This window comes from Mesorhizobium sp. C399B, from assembly GCF_030323185.1.
Taxonomy (GTDB): Bacteria; Pseudomonadota; Alphaproteobacteria; order Rhizobiales; family Rhizobiaceae; genus Mesorhizobium.
Map to the genome: position 1 here is coordinate 3740280 of NZ_CP100472.1, position 16453 is coordinate 3756732.

Sequence of the window (16453 nt, forward strand, 5' to 3'; positions counted from 1 at the left end):
GAAATGACCGACTTGTCGCTGATCGACCGCCTGCTCGATGTCATCGAGCACGACATCGTGCCGAAAACGGCAGAGGGCGTGGCCCATGGGAATAAGCTGTTCGGCGCCGCCATCCTGCGGAAGGGCGACCGCTCGCTGGTGCTGGCCGAAACCAACAACGAGATGGAAAATCCGCTCTGGCATGGCGAGGTGCACTGCCTGAAGCGTTTCTATGAAATGCCGAAAGCCGAGCGCGTCGACACCAAGGACGCCATCTTCATCGCCACGCATGAGCCCTGCTCGCTCTGCCTGTCGGCGATCACCTGGACCGGCTTCGACAATTTCTACTACCTCTTCAGCCACGAGGATTCACGCGACAGCTTTGCGATCCCGCACGATCTGAAAATCCTGAAAGAGGTCTTCACTCTTGATCCCGGCGGCTACAATGCCGAGAACGCTTATTGGAAGAGTTTTTCCATTCGCAGGCTGGTGCGGACGCTGCCCGAGGCCGAGCGCGGCCGGCTTGAGGCAAGGATCGGCAATATTTCCGCCCGCTACGACGAACTGTCCGGCGCTTATCAGGCGCGCAAGGCCGAAAACGACATTCCGCTGAACTGACGCGGATTGCCTAGCCTACCTTCGCGTTTTTCAGCACCTCGTTGATCCTGGCCTGCCAGCCCTTGCCGGTCGCCTTGAATTTACTGATGACATCCTGATCCAGACGGATGGACACGACTTGCTTAGGCTTCTCCACGGCTGGCCGGCCACGAGCACGCCTTATGCTCTCGAAAAGTTCTGGAAACACTTCCGCGAAAGGCCTGGCTTGCGCCAACTGTTCGTCTGTCGTCTCCGCATCGTCGGGATCATCAACAATTTGTCTTTGAATTTCCACTTCCTCCGCATCGGTAAGCGGTCGAACACGCGATTTAGGATTGTTCATATACTGACCTTTCCTTTCGGCTGGCACGGCGCGCATCGAGATCACCTCCGAACCAAGCGGCTTGAAAATCACGGCCAGGATGATCTCTCCGAATTCGCCAATCGCCTTGAACCGGTCGGCCTTGGCTGGAAGGACGGTTGAAGTCGCAAAAAAACTCAATATCGAGTTCGGCAAAATCGAGACCCCGGCTGTCCAGGTTCGTCACGCGCTTTGGCTCATCCCAAACGATTTTCAGGCGAAATCCTCATCACGTTGGGTTCAGCTAATAAATGTAATACATTAATTATAATCCTGCAACATCAGGGCAAAACAATCGGGCTACATATCGTGGCGTCGTCGCGGCGACACCGGCCGTCGCCCGTTTGACTTCATGACATGCCCGCTCCATGCGTCACTGACATCCTGGAGCATCGCATGAAAACCATCACCGAATTTCCCCGCAAGGTCGTCGAATTCCCCGATATGGGCATCGTCATGCCGGATGGTTGCCGGCTGTCGGCGCGGGTTTGGATGCCGGAGGACGCCAGCAGCGATCCGGTGCCGGCGATCCTCGAGCACCTGCCCTATCGCAAGCGCGACGGCACCATCTTTCGCGATCAACTGACGCATCCCTATTTTGCCGGCCACGGCTACGCCTCGATCCGCGTCGACATGCGCGGCAATGGCGATTCCGAAGGTCTGATGGACGACGAATATTCCGAGCAGGAATTGCAGGACGCCTGCGATGTGATTGCCTGGGCGGCAGCACAGCCCTGGTGCAACGGCAGTGTCGGCATGATGGGCATTTCCTGGGGTGGCTTCAACTGCCTGCAGGTGGCGGCCAAGCAGCCGCCGGCGCTGAAGGCGGTGATCAGCCTGTGCTCGACCGTCGACCGCTACGCCGACGACATCCACTACAAGGGCGGCTGCCTTTTGACGGAAAATTTCGGCTGGGCCTCGACCATGTTGTCCTATTCGTCGCGACCGCCGGATCCGCTGATTGCGGGCGACAACCGCTGGCGCGACCTCTGGCTGACGCGGCTGGAGAACCAGTCTTTCCTTCTGCCGCTCTGGCTCAGCCATCAGCATCGCGACGCCTATTGGAAACGCGGTTCGATCTGCGAGGATTTCTCCGCCGTCAAAGCGGCCGTGCTGTCGATCGGCGGCTGGCATGACGGCTACCGCAACACGATCTCGCACCTCGTCGCCAACATCCAGGCGCCGGTGAAGGGCATTGTCGGGCCGTGGATCCACAAATACCCGCATTATGCCGGGCCAACACCCGCCATCGGCTTCCTGCAGGAGGCGTTGCGCTGGTGGGACCGCTGGCTGAAAGGCGTCGACACCGGTGTCGAGGCCGACCCGGACTATCGCGCCTATGTCATGGACAGTGTGCGCCCCGCGCGCTGGCACCCGGAGCGGCCGGGCCGTTGGGTGGCCGAACAGGAATGGCCGTCTCCCAACATCAAGGTCGGGGCGATCGAACTCATTGCTGACGGCGTCAGGCCGGCGATCGTGGCGACCCCGCAAAGCTGCGGGCTCGCCGGCGGCGAATATTTTCCCTTCACCTTTGGCCCGGAACTGCCGGGCGACCAGCGCCCGGACGACGCGCTGTCCGTCTGCTTCGATCAGCCTGTGCTTGCCGAGGCACTCGACATCGTCGGCGCGCCGGAGCTTCTCATCCGGGTGTCGTCCGATCGCCCGCAGGCGAACATCGCGGTGCGGCTGTGCGACGTGCACCCCGACGGCGCCTCGGAACTGATCTCCTACGGCGTGCTCAACCTGACGCATCGTTCTTCGCACGAACAGCCGCAAGCGCTGGTGCCGGGCGAAACGGTTTCGGCGCGCGTTATTCTAGACCAGTGCGCCTACCGCGTGCCGGCCGGACACCGCCTGCGCATCGCGGTTTCCAATGCTTACTGGCCGATGATCTGGCCGTCGCCGGAGCCGGTGCGGCTAGACCTTTCAGCGGCGACGCTGAGGCTGCCGCTGCGCCCGCTCGCAAAAGCCGACGAGACCTCGTTCCAGTCTCCCGAAGGCGCAACACCCTGGGCAACCGCGACAGTTCGTGCAGCGAATTCCGAGCGTCACGTCGATCGCGATGAGAAGACCGGCATCGTCACGCTGTCGATCACGGATGATTTCGGAGAAGTGCGCGATCTCGCGCATGGACTGGCCAATGGCAGCATTGCCCGCGAGAGCTGGACGATCCACCCCGACGAGCCGCTGTCTGCCTCGGGTCGCACGCACTGGACGCAGACCTTGTCGCGAAACGGATGGTCGGTTCGCACCGAGACGTCGGCTGAAATGCGCTGCGATGCGCAAAACTTCATCGTCAGCGCCAGAATCGAAGCCTATGAGGGCGAAACGCTGGTTTTCGAACGCGATTTCGAAGAGACGATCCCGCGCGACCTGCTCTGAGCGTCGACCCGACTGGTCCAGTTGCGACGCACGATTTACGCCACGGCATGTCGCATTCCGTCTTGCTTACGGCTTTGCCTTCCGGTCAATATCCCTTTGGTAACAACAAGCAAAAAACGACCATAAGGTCGAACCAACAGAGTGAGGAACTCAAATGTCCAACGAACTCGAATATCTGAGCCGGCGCGTTGCGTCCGGCAAGCTGAGCCGTCGTGATTTCCTCGGCCGCGCCGCCGCACTCGGCGTCACAGCGCCCTTCGCCAATATGCTGCTTTCCAGTGCGGCTCGTGCGGAAGGCCCGGTCAAGGGCGGCACGCTGAAGGCCGGCCTCGTCGGCGGCGAATCCACGAACAGCCTGGACCCGGCTTTGTTCATGACGCAAGTGCCGTTCGCCTTTGGCAAGATGTGGGGCGAACTGATCGTCGAGCTGTCTCCGGAAGGCAAGCTCGAGAACCGCATCGCCGAAGAGATCGGCTCGTCGGACGACGCCAAGGTGTGGACGCTGAAAATCCGAGACGGCGTCGAATTCCACAACGGCAAGACGGTGACCGCTGAGGATGTGGCGGCAACGCTCGAGCGCCATTCCGATGAAAAGTCGAAGTCCGGCGCGCTGGGCTACATGAAGGGCATCGACAGCATCAAGGCCAGTGGCAAGGAAGTCGTCCTGACGTTGAAGGAGGCCAACGCCGACCTTCCCTATCTCCTCAGCGACTACCACCTCATCGTCCAGCCCAACGGCGGCAAGGACAAGGCGGATGCCGGCATCTCGGCAGGACCCTACAAGGTCACCACCAACGAGCCCGGCGTGCGCCATGGCGGCGAGCGCTTCGCCAATTACTGGCAGGCCGACAAGATGGGCCATGCCGACCAGATCGAGATCATCGTCATCAACGACGCGACCGCGCGCACGGCGGCCCTGCAGGGCGGCCAGGTCAACATGATCAACCGCGTCGAGCCGAAGATCGTCGACCTGATCAAGCGTGTACCGGGCGTCACCATCCGCAACCATGCCGGCCCCGGCCACTATGTCTTCATCATGCATTGCAACACCGCGCCCTTCGACAACAGCGACCTGCGCATGGCGCTGAAGCTCGCGATCGACCGTGAGGAGATGCTGAACAAGGTGCTGCGCGGCTACGGCTCGCTCGGCAACGACTTCCCGATCAATTCGTCCTATCCGCTGTTTTCCGAGATCGAGCAGCGCAAATATGATCCCGACAAGGCCAAGTTCCACTACAAGAAGTCGGGCCATGACGGCACCGTGCTGCTGCGCACCTCCGACGTCGCCTTCCCGGGCGCGGTCGACGCCTCGCAGCTCTTCCAGCAGAGCGCGGCCAAGGCCGGCATCAAGATCGAGCTCAAGCGCGAGCCCGGCGACGGCTACTGGAACGAGGTCTGGAACAAGCAGCCCTTCTGCGCCTCCTATTGGGGCGGCCGCTCGACCCAGGACCAGATGTACTCGACCGCCTATCTGTCGACCGCCGACTGGAACGACACCCGTTTCAAGCGTCCGGACTTCGACAAGCTGGTGCTGGCTGCACGCGCCGAACTCGACGAGACCAAGCGCAAGCAGATGTACCACGACATGGCCGTGCTGGTGCGCGACGAGGGCGGCCTGATCCTGCCGATGTTCAATCAGTTCATCGATGCGACAGGCGCCAAGGTCGGCGGCTGGGTCGACGATCCGCATCAGGAGCTGATGAACGGCTACGCGCTGGCGAAGTGCTGGCTCGAAGCCTGAGCCCGGCTTTGCGGATATGTCCTCACCCGTCGTGAAACTTGTGGCCCAGCGCGTTGCGCTGGGCATCGTCCTCTTGCTGGCCGTTTCGGTCCTGATCTTCGCCGGCACCCAGATCCTGCCCGGCGACGTCGCGCAAGCCATTCTCGGACAGTCGGCGACGCCGGAATCGCTCGCCAATCTGCGCGAGCAGCTCGGCCTGAATCAGCCGGCTTACATCAGGTATTTCCATTGGCTAGGCGGTGTGCTCACCGGCGATCTTGGCACGGCGATGTCGAGCGGCCAGGATATTGCCACGTCGATCAAGGGGCGGCTGTGGAACACGCTGTTCCTCGCCTTCTGGGCTGCGATCGTGGCCGTGCCGCTGGCCATCATCCTCGGCCTGATCGCCGTGCGTTACCGCAATGGCTGGGTCGACAAGCTGATCTCCGGCCTGGCGCTCGCCTCGACATCTTTCCCGGAATTCTTCATCGGCTATGTGCTCGTCTATTTCTTTGCCGTGAAGTATCAATGGTTCCCGGCCATTTCCACGGTCTATGACGGCATGCCGTTCGGTGAGCGCATGCAGGCGATCGCGCTGCCGGCCACCGCGCTGACGCTGGTTGTGCTGGCGCATATGATGCGCATGACCCGCGCGGCCATCCTCAACGTCATGCAGTCGGCCTATGTCGAGACGGCGGAACTGAAAGGCCTGTCGGCCTTCAACGTCATCCGCAAGCATGCTTTCCCCAATGCCATAGCGCCGATCATCAACGTGGTCATGCTCAACCTCGCCTACCTCATCGTCGGCGTCGTCGTGGTCGAGGTGATCTTCGTCTATCCCGGCATGGGACAATATCTGGTCGACCACGTCACCAAGCGCGACGTGCCGGTGGTGCAGGCGGTCGGCCTGGTCTTCGCCGCCGTCTATATCAGCCTGAACATCATTGCGGACATCGGGGCGATTGTCGCCAATCCGCGCCTCAGACATCCGAAATAGGCGGCGGGCATGCTCGACATCAAACGCATCCCCATCCCCGCGCTGATCGGCATCGTGCTGACGGCTATGTTCGTGTTGGCGGCAGTTTTCGCACCGTTGATCGCACCGTACGGCAATGCCGAAATCGTCGGCGATGTCTGGGAACCGATGACGGCGGCACATTTGCTGGGCACCGACAATCTCGGTCGCGATCTTCTGTCGCGCATGATCTACGGCGCTCGCATCACGCTGTTCATTGCGGTGCTGGCCACCGCGCTGTCATTCTCGCTCGGCGCCATCCTCGGCTTTTCGGCGGCGGTGTTCGGCGGCTGGTTCGACACGCTGCTGTCGCGCCTTGTCGATCTGCTGATGTCGATCCCGACCTTGATCATGGCGCTCGTCGTGCTTTCGGTGCTGCCGACCAACCTGGTGACGCTGATCCTGGTGATGGGCGTCCTCGACTCGACCCGCGTCTACCGGCTGTCGCGCGCGGTGGCCGTCGACATCAACGTCATGGATTATGTCGAGGCCGCCAAGCTGCGGGGCGAAGGCAGCGGCTGGATCATCTTCCGCGAGATCCTGCCCAACGCGCTTTCGCCGCTGGTCTCGGAACTTGGTCTGCGCTTCATCTACGCGGTGCTGTTCTTGTCGACGCTGTCCTTTCTCGGGCTTGGCGTGCAACCGCCGGATGCCGACTGGGGCGGCATGGTCAAGGAGAACAAGGACGGCATCGTCTTCGGTATCGGGGCGGCACTCATTCCCGCCGCGGCGATCGCAGCACTGGCGATTTCGGTCAATCTGGTCGCCGACTGGGTGCTCAACCGCACGACAAGCCTGAAGGGAGGACGCGGGTGATGGCTGACACAAAAGCAAAGCCCGGCCTGCTGCTCGATATCCGCAATCTGCGCATCGAAGCGACAGTGTTTCCGCCCGGCGAGGCGCCGAAGAACATCGTTTTGGTCCACGATGTCTCGCTGACGCTGGAAAAGGGCAAGGTGCTCGGCCTGATCGGCGAGTCCGGCGCCGGCAAGTCGACCATCGGCCTGTCGTCGATGGGCTATGGCCGTGGCGGCGTGCGCATCACCGGCGGAGAGGTGCTGCTCAACGGCCGCGATATCCTCAAGGGCGGCAAGGAAGGTTTCCGCAAATTGCGCGGCCGCGAGGTCTGCTATGTCGCGCAGTCGGCGGCCGCCGCCTTCAACCCGGCGCACAAGCTGATGGACCAGGTGGTGGAAGCAACGCTGCTGCACGGCACGGCGACACGCGCCGAGGCAGAGAAACGTGCCGTGGCGTTGTTCAAGAAGCTCAGCCTGCCGAACCCCGAAACCATCGGCGAACGCTTCCCGCACCAGGTCTCCGGCGGCCAGTTGCAGCGCGTGATGACGGCGATGGCGCTGTGTTCGGAACCCGACCTGATCGTCTTCGACGAGCCGACCACGGCGCTCGACGTGACGACGCAGATCGACGTGCTGGCGGCGATCAAGGACGCCATCCGTGACACCCATGTCGCGGCGCTCTACATCACCCACGATCTTGCCGTCGTCGCCCAGGTCTCGGACGAGATCATGGTGCTGCGCCATGGCAGGTTGGTCGAATGGGGCGGCACCCGCCAGATCATCAAGGAGCCGCGCCAGGAATACACCAATGCGCTGGTCTCGGTGCATGAGATCGAGCATGCCGAGCAGAAGCCCGGCGCCGCGCCGTTCCTGTCGGTCAAGAACGTCACCGCCGCTTACGGCGGCAGCCACGTCAAGGTGCTGAAGAACGTCTCGGTCGACATCTATCCGGGACAGACGCTGGCGGTCGTCGGTGAATCCGGCTCTGGCAAGTCGACGCTGGCGCGCGCCATCACCGGGCTGTTGCCGCCCGAGGAAGGCACCGTCACCTTCGATGGCAGGCCGCTCGCCAACCGGCTTGCCGACCGGCCGAAGGAGGATCTGCGCCAGTTGCAGATGATCTATCAGATGGCCGACGTGGCGATGAACCCGCGCCAGACCGTCGGCACCATCATCGGCCGGCCGCTGGAATTCTACTTCGGCATACGCGGCCGCGAGCGCGACAAGCGCGTCGCCGAACTGCTCGACGAGATCGAGATGGGCAAGGGCTTTCTCGATCGTTATCCGGCCGAACTCTCCGGAGGCCAGAAACAGCGCGTCTGTATCGCCCGCTCGCTCGCCGCCAAGCCCAAGCTGATCATCTGCGACGAGGTGACATCGGCGCTCGACCCGCTGGTGGCCAACGGCATTCTCAAGCTGCTGCTCAACCTGCAGCAGCACGAGAAGGTCGCCTACCTCTTTATCACTCACGATCTGGCGACGGTGAAGTCGATCGCCGATTCGATCGCGGTGATGTACCGCGGCGAGGTGGTGCGCTACGGCGCCAAGAGCAAGGTGCTGACGCCGCCCTTCGACGCCTATACCGACCTGCTGCTGTCGTCCGTTCCCGAGATGGAGATCGGCTGGCTGGAAAAGGCGATCAAGGGACGGCGCATGGCGAGCGCGGGGAATTAGTAGGGAATTCGCGGCCTTTGTCGCGAAAACTTCCTTCAACGGCAAAAGCTTTCCGGAGCCGCCCATGGCGCTCAAGACCAAACTGCTGCTCATCATTCTCGATGGCGTGCCCTACCGGAACTGGCGCCGGCTGATGGGCAATCTCGAGGGCTGGGTGCAGTCGGGCGAGGCGCAGGTGTGGAAGATGCGCTCGGTGCTGCCGTCGACCTCGGCCTGCTGCTATGCCTCGATCCACACCGGGGTTTCGCCGCAGGAGCACGGCATCCTATCCAACGAGAACCGTTTTCTCGTCAACAAGCCGGATATTTTCTCCGAGGTCAGCAAGGCCGGCGGCAAGACCGGCGCAGTGACTCATTCCTACTGGTCCGAATTCTTCCGTTCCTATCCGTTCGATCTGGTCGAGGACATGGAGTATGACGAGCCCAACGGACCGATCGCGCATGGCCGCTTCCACACCATGACCGGCTATAATGCCCGCAACCAGATGACGCCGAGCGATGTCGACCTGTTTGCGACGCTGACCATGCTGACCCGGCGCCATGCCATCGACTACGGTATCCTGCACACCTGCACTCTGGATTCGATGGGCCACCGCTTCGGCCATGACTGCCACGAAATGGACCATGCCTGCTATGCGATGGACGGCATGCTGGCAGCCTTCCTGCCGGGCTGGCGGCAGGCCGGTTACGAGGTGATCGTAACCGCCGACCACGGCCAGACAGACCGCGGCCATCATGGCGGCCGTGACGATGAAATGCAGGATTTCGCGCTGTATTATTTCGGAGCCGGCAAAGGGCCGGATCCGGACACGCTGCTCGATCAGCTGCAACTGGCGCCGACGGTGCTGAAGCGGCTGGGTGTGCCGGTGCCGGAGACCATGAAGGCTAAGCCGTTTTTGGGGTGACGGAGGTCGTCGCTGAGCCGCCGTTCGCTACCCCCTCTCCCCGTCACTATACGGGGAGAGGGTAAGGGTGAGGGGCAGCGCTAACATCAAAATAAATACCCCAACGCCGGCGCCGCCCCTCATCCGCCTGCCGGCACCTTCTCCCCGTGTAGTGACGGGGAGAAGGGAGACGTGTCCGAACCGGATAGATAGGTAACAGAATGGACCGATAGCATGGGTGACAGTTTTCTTGTCCGCCGGAGGACCGGCGATGGTTTGGCGAGAGACTGGCATCATGGACGAGCGGCTACGGTTTGTTGTGGAGTGTCTTTCTGGGGATGAGACGATGGTTGCGCTTTGTGCGGCCTACGGGATCTCACGCAAGAACGGCTACAAATGGCTAGGACGCTATCGGACGTTTGGGCCTGAGGGTTTGCACGACCTGCCGCGAGCCCCGCTCAATCAAGGCCGTGCAACAGCTCAGGATCTGGTTGAGCGGATTGTGGCGGCCAAGGAGCTGCATCCGCTTTGGGGTCCAAAGAAGATCGTGGCACGGCTCAGGCGCACGGCTCCCGAGTTCATGTGGCCTTCAGCCTCGACGGTCGGCGCGATCCTTGCGCGGCATGGGCTTGTCCGCGCCCGCAAGCGACCCCGCCTGCGGGCCTGCGGCAATGGACCCTGGCCACAGCCGCAAGAACCGAACGCGGTGTGGACTGGCGATCACAAGGGCTGGTTCCGGACCCGCGACGGCTGGCGTTGCGAACCCTTGACGGTGATGGATGCGTCGAGCCGCTTCTTCTGGCGCTCGAAGCGACGGGGTCGACGGCCGATAGCGAAGCCTGGCCGGTGTTCGAACGGCTGTTTGAAGAGCATGGCCTGCCGGATCGCTTCAAAAGCGACAATGGCCCGCCCTTCGCATCGGCCGGCGTCACCGGGCTGACGCCGCTTGTCGTGCGCTTCATCAAGCTCGGCATCACGCTGGAGCGGATCGCACCCGGCAGGCCACAGCAGAACGGACGTCACGAGCGCTTTCACCTGACCATGCTGCCGATGGCCGAGGCACCGGAAGCCGACCGAACGGCACAGGGCCAGGCCTTCGAGACCTTCCGCCAAAGCTACAATGAGGAACGTCCCCATGAGGCGCTGGGCATGGATACGCCCGCCCAGCACTACCGGTCCTCACAGCGCGCCATGCCCAGGACACCACCCGAGCCCGTCTATCCGGCCGAGGCCTCGGTCCGCCGCGTGCGCCACAATGGCGAGATCCGATGGAATGGCGGCTTCATATATGTCTCGCAAGCGCTGGCGGGCGAACCGGTCGCTGCGTTGGAGACCGAAGACGGACAATGGACACTCTCATTCCATGCCCACCCGCTCGGCATCATCGACACACGGCACATGAAGCTTGTCCGCCGCAGCGCCGCGCCAACCAATCCGCTTGGCGCTGCGGCGGACGCATAGGGGGAGAGAAGTGTCACCTATGTATCCGGTTCAAAGTGTTACCCATCTATCGGCTGGACAGACGCTCTGGCAACACTCCCTCTCTTCGGTTAGCTTCGCCAAAATTCCTTGGCGGAAGGATGAACCTTTTTGAACCTATCGGCGACAGAGCAGACAGGAGCCAGGCGGCTCGACCGGCCATGACGGCAGCGACCGAGACTGATCGCGCGCTTGTCGACCGGGTCGCGAAGGGCGACCGTGCCGCTGTTCGGCTGCTGTTCATGCGTCACCACGCGCGGGTCTACCGCTTCGTGGTGCGCCAGACGGGATCGGAAATGATGGCCGACGATATCGCAAACGAGGTCTTTCTCGAGCTGTGGCGCCAGGCGCCCGGTTTCGAAGGGCGCTCGGAAGTCTCGACATGGCTGCTCGGCATCGCCCGGTTCAAGGCGCTGTCGATGCTTCGCAAGAAAAAAGAAGACTGGATCGATGACGACGATGCGGCGCAGGTTCCCGACGGCGCCGACACGCCGGAAGTCGCCACCATGAAGGAAGACAAGGGCGCCGCTTTGCGGCGCTTCGTCGATGCCTTGCCGGAGGAACACCGCTCGGTGATCGACCTTGCCTATTACCATGGACAGTCGGTGACGGAGATTGGCGAGGTGCTCGGCATCCCGGTCGCCACCGTCAAGACCCGAATGTTCTACGCCCGCAAGAAACTCGGCGAAGCCCTCAAGGCCGCCGGTTACGACAGGGGGTGGCCATGAGCAATCCTGAAGACATGAGCGCCGCTGAAAAAATCTCGCGCCGTGACGAAATGGAAACGCTGCTGCCGTTCTACCTGAACGGCTCGCTGGAAGGCTCGGACCTCGAAGCCGTCGAGGAATGGCTGGCGTCCGATCCGGCGGCGACGGCGGCGCTTGGCGAGGCTGAGGCGGAATTCTCCGGCGCCACCGCCGCCAACGAGGCGATCCGGCCTCCGGCCGATGCGCTCAGCCGCTTTGCCAGGGCGCTCGACGCCGAAGCCGGACCGGTCCGCGCTCCCGCGGGCCGTTCCTGGCTGGCGCAGGCACTCGGCCGTTTCATGGCGGTGCCGGTCGGTGTCGCCTGGGCGGCAGCGGCGGTGCTGCTGGCGTTGGTCGTGGTGCAGTCCTACGTGCAGACCGGCGGCAAGAGCCATGATTTCGAGATTGCCGGCGCCGAGGATGATCTGGCGAAACTGCCGTTCGCGCTGGTCAAGTTCAAGCCGGATGCGAAGATGTCCGACATCGCTGTCTTCCTCGACCAGAACGCGCTGAAGATCGCCGGCGGGCCGGCCGCCTCGGGCGTCTTCCGCATTGCCATCCCGGTCAAGACCGGAGCAGACTACACCAGGCTCGTCGGCCTTATTGCCGCCCAGCCGTTCGCGGAGACTGTGATCGAGGGAAGGAAACCGGTTGATGGCAGCTAGGGCGGTCATTCGATTTGCGGCGATCCTGGTGGCGGCGACGACAATCGTCGCCGTGCCGGCGTCGGCGCAGACCAATGATCCCAATGCCGGCCGGGCCGACTGCACCGACGCGGCCGGAGCGGCGGCTGCCGACTGCCCGAAAGACGGCAATGAGGCCAACGTCGGCGGCGAACCAGGCGCAGTTACCCTTCCGGCCCTGATCGTCGACCTGTTTCCCAACCCACCGGCTCCCGTAGCGCCCGTGCCGACGCCGCGGCCGTCAGCGCCGCCTGCCGACACGCAGGCCGGGCCACCCGCCGGCGGGGCGATCGTTTCGCCGACCGATCTTGTCGCGACCGCGCCGCGCCGTGCCATCGCCGGCGAGTTCGTGCCCGACGAGGTGCTGGTGACCGTCGACGGCGATGCCGGCGCCGTCCAGCAGATCGCCGCCTCCTTCGGCCTTGAAGTGCGCTCGCAGCGCCAGTCGCGGCTGCTCGGCACCACGCTGGTGCGCTTCGGCATTCCCGACGGCCGCCCGGTCGGCGCCGTGCTGGCGCAGCTGGCCGCCGATGGCCGCACCCTGCGGCGCGAGCCAAACCATATCTATTCGCTGCAGCAGGCGGCCGGCATCGTCAACTATGCCTTCGAGCGCATTCAGCTCGACAACAAGCAAGCCAGTGGCGAAAACGTGCGCATCGCCGTCATCGACACCGGCATAGACGACACCAATCCGGCGCTGTCCGGCGTCATTGCCGACCAGTTCGACGCCATGCCCAACGTGCCGGTCGAAAAGCGTGACCACGGTACCTCGGTCGACGGGCTGATCGCCGGCGTCGGCGCGCTCGAAGGCATGGCGCCCGGCGCCAGGATCTATCACGCCCGCGCCTTCGAGGACGGCAGGTCGACCATGGATGTCATCCTGTCGGCGCTCGACTGGGCGGCGGACCAGAATGTCAGCATCATCAATATGAGTTTCGTCGGCCCCAAGAACGATCTGCTCGCCACCGCCTGCCGCAATGCGCGCGGGCTCGGCATCATCCTGGTCGCTGCTGCCGGCAACAACGGGCCGAAAGCGCCCTATGGCTACCCCGCCGCCTATGACGGCGTGATCGCGGTCACCGCCACCGACGCCAAGGACGGGCTGATGCAGCAGGCCAATCGCGGCGCTTATGTCTTCATCTCGGCGCCCGGCGTCGAGATGGTGGCGCCGAGCGGCGCCGGCTCTGACGTCGTCACCGGCACCTCATTTGCCGCCGCGATCGTGTCCGGCGCAATCGCCAACCTGATCCACGCCTCACCCGAGCGCTCGGCCGACGATATCGAAAAGGCGCTGGCCGTCACCGCCAGGGATCTCGGTCCGAAGGGACGGGACAATGATTTCGGTTATGGGCTGCTGGATACGAAGGCGGCGGCGAACAAGTAAACCGGGCGAATTTCGCGCCACCCAATTCAGAGCGCCGGACCCAGCCGAACAGGGCTGCCATCATGGAAGCGCGACAGCCGGAAGCGGCTGAGGTCGTGCCCGGTCTGGTTTCCCTGGATCATGTCGGCAACGACCCGGCCTATGCCAGGCCCGATACCGAAGCCGTGACCGCTCATTCCCGTCGCGACGAAAAGACCGCCGACGGCCTGCACATGATCCACGATGGGGACGACGTCCGGCATGGCGTCGATCATGCCGCCCCAGCCTGCCTTCAGGCGAACTGTTTCGAGCTGTGGAAAAAGACGTCCGAAATTGCGTTCTATGGAACGCAGACCGGCTCGTTCAGGGGGCGGGTTCAGCACCCGCATTTTTTCGAAAGGACTGACGGAATCCGGCGCCCAATCGCGCGGCGTCGACCAGGCGTCAGGGTAGCCTGACGGGGCGAACGGAAAGTAGCGTGTCCCGAACGGATTGTCCCTGAGGGCGGGAAGGTAATTGGTGGCGTGCCGGAATGCGTCAGGCCCCAGGTAAAGCAAATGGCTGCCGCCCGCGGCGAGCGTATATCCGCCATCCTGCCTGCGCCGGAACGCGATGTGTTCGTCGGCGGCCGCACCTGCATAGACCTCAGGCATGGGCTCCGTTGCGGCTGCGGTTACTCTGACGCTGAGCTGGGGGATGGAGATGCCGTGTCTGCGCAAGAACAGAGATGACCAGGCGCCGCCGGCGACCAGCACGCTGGAGGCCTCGACATACCCCGCCTCGGTCCACACGCCCTTGATCTTGCCGCCTGAGATTTCGAGGGTTCGCGCCGCACAATTCTCGACGATTTTGACGCCTTTTCGCGCGGCGAGCCGGGCAAGTGCGGGCACCGCCAGCCAAGGCTCCGCCCGCATGTCGGAGGGCGTCGTCATCGCGCCCTTGAATTTGCGCGACATGCCTTTGATGAGTGCCGCGGTTTCGTCTGCATCCAGGAGACGGGTGTCGAGCGCATGCGTCGCAGCGATCTTCATGAATGCTTCGAAGCCGGCCATGTCCTTGTCGGTCTTCGCCAGGTAGGTCACACCTGTCTGGGTCAGGCCGATGTCCTCGCCGCATTCCTCAGCCAGTTGCCGCCACAGGCGAATAGCCTCTATGACGATGGGCAACTCGTCGGCGTCGCGTCCCTGCTTTCGGATCCAGCCCCAATTGCGGGACGACTGTTCGGCCGCAATGCGTCCTTTTTCCAGCAGCGTCACCGGGATGTTCCGCTGTGCCAGGAAAAGCGCCGTCGTCACCGATGATGCCGCCACCGACAATGACCACCTCCGACGTTTTCGGCGGTGGGCCAGGATGCCGGATTGGATCCGTTTCGGAGAACGGGAATATGGGCAAGTGGCGCACCCTGAGGACTGGTTGATGGCTCTGGCTTACTGGTTGCCACCCACTCGAAGCCAAATCAAGGACAGGTCCAGGCAGACCGTTGTCCCAACGAAGTCAATCTATCTGCGGGCAACATCCACATGGGTGAACTTGCCAGCGGAGCAATTGGATTAATCCCTAAACCGGCGCGCCGGCGACCGAGCCTCTCACCACCAGGTCGACAGGCCAGACCTCGCCCCGCGCCCCTTCTTCCAAGCCGGAAATGCGCGCTGCCAGGCGTTCGGCGATGCGGGCGCCGGCGAGGCGGATTGACGAGCGCGTCGTCGACAGCGGCACGGAAAAATTCTCCGGCTTCAGCCATGGAAAGACGTCGTCATGGGCAATCAACGACAGGTCGCCGGGAATGGTCAGGCCAAGGTCGCGCACCGCGCGCACGACGCCGAGCGACATGATCAGGCTGGAGCAGGCGATCGCCGTCGGCCGCTCGCTCTGTTCGAGCAGGCGCCTGGCGGCGCGGTAGCCGTTCTCCTCGGTCATGGTGAGTGAACAGACATGGCGCTCGCCGAGCGTCAGGCCGCTCGCGGCCAGCGCCCTGCGCATGCCGCGCTCGCGGTGGATGGCGAAGGTCTCGCGGTCGTCGCCATTGATCAGCGCCAGCCGGCGGTGGCCGAGCTGAACCAGCAGCCGGGCGGCGTCGTGGAAGCCGCCCTCATTGTCGATGTCGGTGAAGGGGTAGTCGAAATCGAAGCCTTCGCTGCGGCCATGGACGATGAAGGGAATGCCGAGCGTGTTGACCAGCGCCACTCGCCGGTCGGCCGGGCGCGGCGAGGAGATGTAGACGGCGTCGACCTGGCGGTTGGCGACGATGCGGCGATAGGTGGTTTCCTGGTCGTCGGCATCGGCCGGCGACAGCACTAGGTCGAGCTCGTGCGAGCGGGCATAGTCGCCGAGACCCGACAGGAACTCGACGAAATGCGGGTCGATGTCGACGGAGGCGCCCGTCGGCAGCACATACCCGATCATGCCCGTCTTGCCGGTCGCCAGCCGGCGCGCGCTCGGGTTGGGCCGGTAGCCGTGGCGCTTGGCGGCATCCACCACACGCCGGCGGGTTTCCTCGTTGACCTCGGGATAGCCGTTGAGCGCACGGCTTACCGTTGTCTGCGACAGGGCCAGCATATGAGAGAGCTGCTTCAGGTTCACTGGGAGGCCTCCAAGCCTCAAAGCGCTTTTAATTTTGAAGCCACGCGGCGCCACAATGGGCGCGGCCGAGCTGGTCGACCATACGCACTGGTCCGGCCAGTTTGAAGCTTAATACGGTGCTGCACCGCCGTAAAACTGTGCTGCAGTGCACTTTACCAAGTCTTGCGGCCCGCAATTAAATCGATTAGCCCACC

General features: G+C 63.4%; 12 protein-coding genes and 3 pseudogenes. 11 read left to right on the forward strand and 4 right to left on the reverse strand.

The window, feature by feature from the left end; all coding sequences use genetic code 11:
* Window positions 1–3: 3 nt before the first annotated feature.
* Window positions 4–597 carry a nucleoside deaminase gene (locus NLY36_RS18025; RefSeq protein WP_023695962.1) on the forward strand — a complete coding sequence of 198 codons (594 nt, stop codon included), beginning with the start codon at window positions 4–6 and terminating at the stop codon, window positions 595–597.
* 10 nt (window positions 598–607) lie between these two features.
* Here NLY36_RS18025 and NLY36_RS18030 read toward each other — a convergent pair whose 3' ends face one another.
* Window positions 608–919 carry a BrnA antitoxin family protein gene (locus NLY36_RS18030; RefSeq protein WP_023671384.1) on the reverse strand — a complete coding sequence of 104 codons (312 nt, stop codon included), beginning with the start codon at window positions 917–919 and terminating at the stop codon, window positions 608–610.
* A 9-nt stretch (window positions 920–928) separates the two neighbouring features.
* Window positions 929–1154, reverse strand: a pseudogene (locus NLY36_RS18035) (BrnT family toxin); the annotation flags it as partial.
* Between the two features lie 179 nt (window positions 1155–1333).
* Between NLY36_RS18035 and NLY36_RS18040 the strand changes: the two are divergent.
* From NLY36_RS18040 to NLY36_RS18090, 10 genes and pseudogenes are all read left to right on the forward strand, one after another.
* Window positions 1334–3319 carry a CocE/NonD family hydrolase gene (locus NLY36_RS18040; protein ID WP_023695963.1) on the forward strand — a complete coding sequence of 662 codons (1986 nt, stop codon included), beginning with the start codon at window positions 1334–1336 and terminating at the stop codon, window positions 3317–3319.
* Window positions 3320–3473: 154 nt separating this feature from the next.
* Window positions 3474–5060 (forward strand): ABC transporter substrate-binding protein, encoded by a 1587-nt coding sequence (locus NLY36_RS18045; RefSeq protein ID WP_023671387.1) that lies wholly within the window; start codon window positions 3474–3476, stop codon window positions 5058–5060.
* Window positions 5061–5076: 16 nt separating this feature from the next.
* Complete coding sequence (locus tag NLY36_RS18050; RefSeq protein ID WP_023671388.1) at window positions 5077–6036, forward strand: ABC transporter permease; 960 nt, start codon at window positions 5077–5079, stop codon at window positions 6034–6036.
* A 9-nt stretch (window positions 6037–6045) separates the two neighbouring features.
* Complete coding sequence (locus tag NLY36_RS18055; RefSeq protein WP_023671389.1) at window positions 6046–6870, forward strand: ABC transporter permease; 825 nt, start codon at window positions 6046–6048, stop codon at window positions 6868–6870.
* Window positions 6870–8525 (forward strand): ABC transporter ATP-binding protein, encoded by a 1656-nt coding sequence (locus tag NLY36_RS18060; RefSeq protein WP_023695964.1) that lies wholly within the window; start codon window positions 6870–6872, stop codon window positions 8523–8525. Before NLY36_RS18055 ends, NLY36_RS18060 begins: the two co-directional genes overlap by 1 nt.
* A 64-nt stretch (window positions 8526–8589) precedes the next feature.
* The gene (locus NLY36_RS18065) at window positions 8590–9429 is read left to right on the forward strand and encodes an alkaline phosphatase family protein (RefSeq protein ID WP_023683484.1); all 840 of its coding nucleotides are present in this window, start codon (window positions 8590–8592) and stop codon (window positions 9427–9429) included.
* A gap of 250 nt (window positions 9430–9679) precedes the next feature.
* Window positions 9680–10869 (forward strand): annotated as a pseudogene (locus NLY36_RS31745) (integrase core domain-containing protein).
* A gap of 179 nt (window positions 10870–11048) precedes the next feature.
* Window positions 11049–11615, forward strand: coding sequence for a sigma-70 family RNA polymerase sigma factor (locus tag NLY36_RS18080; RefSeq protein WP_023683483.1), 567 nt, complete (start codon window positions 11049–11051; stop codon window positions 11613–11615).
* Window positions 11616–11629: 14 nt separating this feature from the next.
* Window positions 11630–12298, forward strand: a complete 669-nt coding sequence (locus NLY36_RS18085) for a hypothetical protein (protein ID WP_031249538.1) — start codon at window positions 11630–11632, stop codon at window positions 12296–12298.
* Window positions 12288–13700, forward strand: coding sequence for a S8 family serine peptidase (locus NLY36_RS18090; RefSeq protein ID WP_286461282.1), 1413 nt, complete (start codon window positions 12288–12290; stop codon window positions 13698–13700). The genes NLY36_RS18085 and NLY36_RS18090 overlap by 11 nt, the downstream gene beginning before the upstream one ends.
* Before the next feature lie 26 nt (window positions 13701–13726).
* On the opposite strand, the pseudogene NLY36_RS18095 reads toward NLY36_RS18090, so the two are convergent.
* A pseudogene (locus NLY36_RS18095) lies at window positions 13727–15071 on the reverse strand (NAD(P)/FAD-dependent oxidoreductase).
* A gap of 165 nt (window positions 15072–15236) precedes the next feature.
* Window positions 15237–16259: a substrate-binding domain-containing protein gene (locus NLY36_RS18100; RefSeq protein ID WP_023684299.1), complete on the reverse strand. Its 1023-nt coding sequence runs from the start codon at window positions 16257–16259 to the stop codon at window positions 15237–15239.
* Between the last annotated feature and the right edge of the window lie 194 nt (window positions 16260–16453).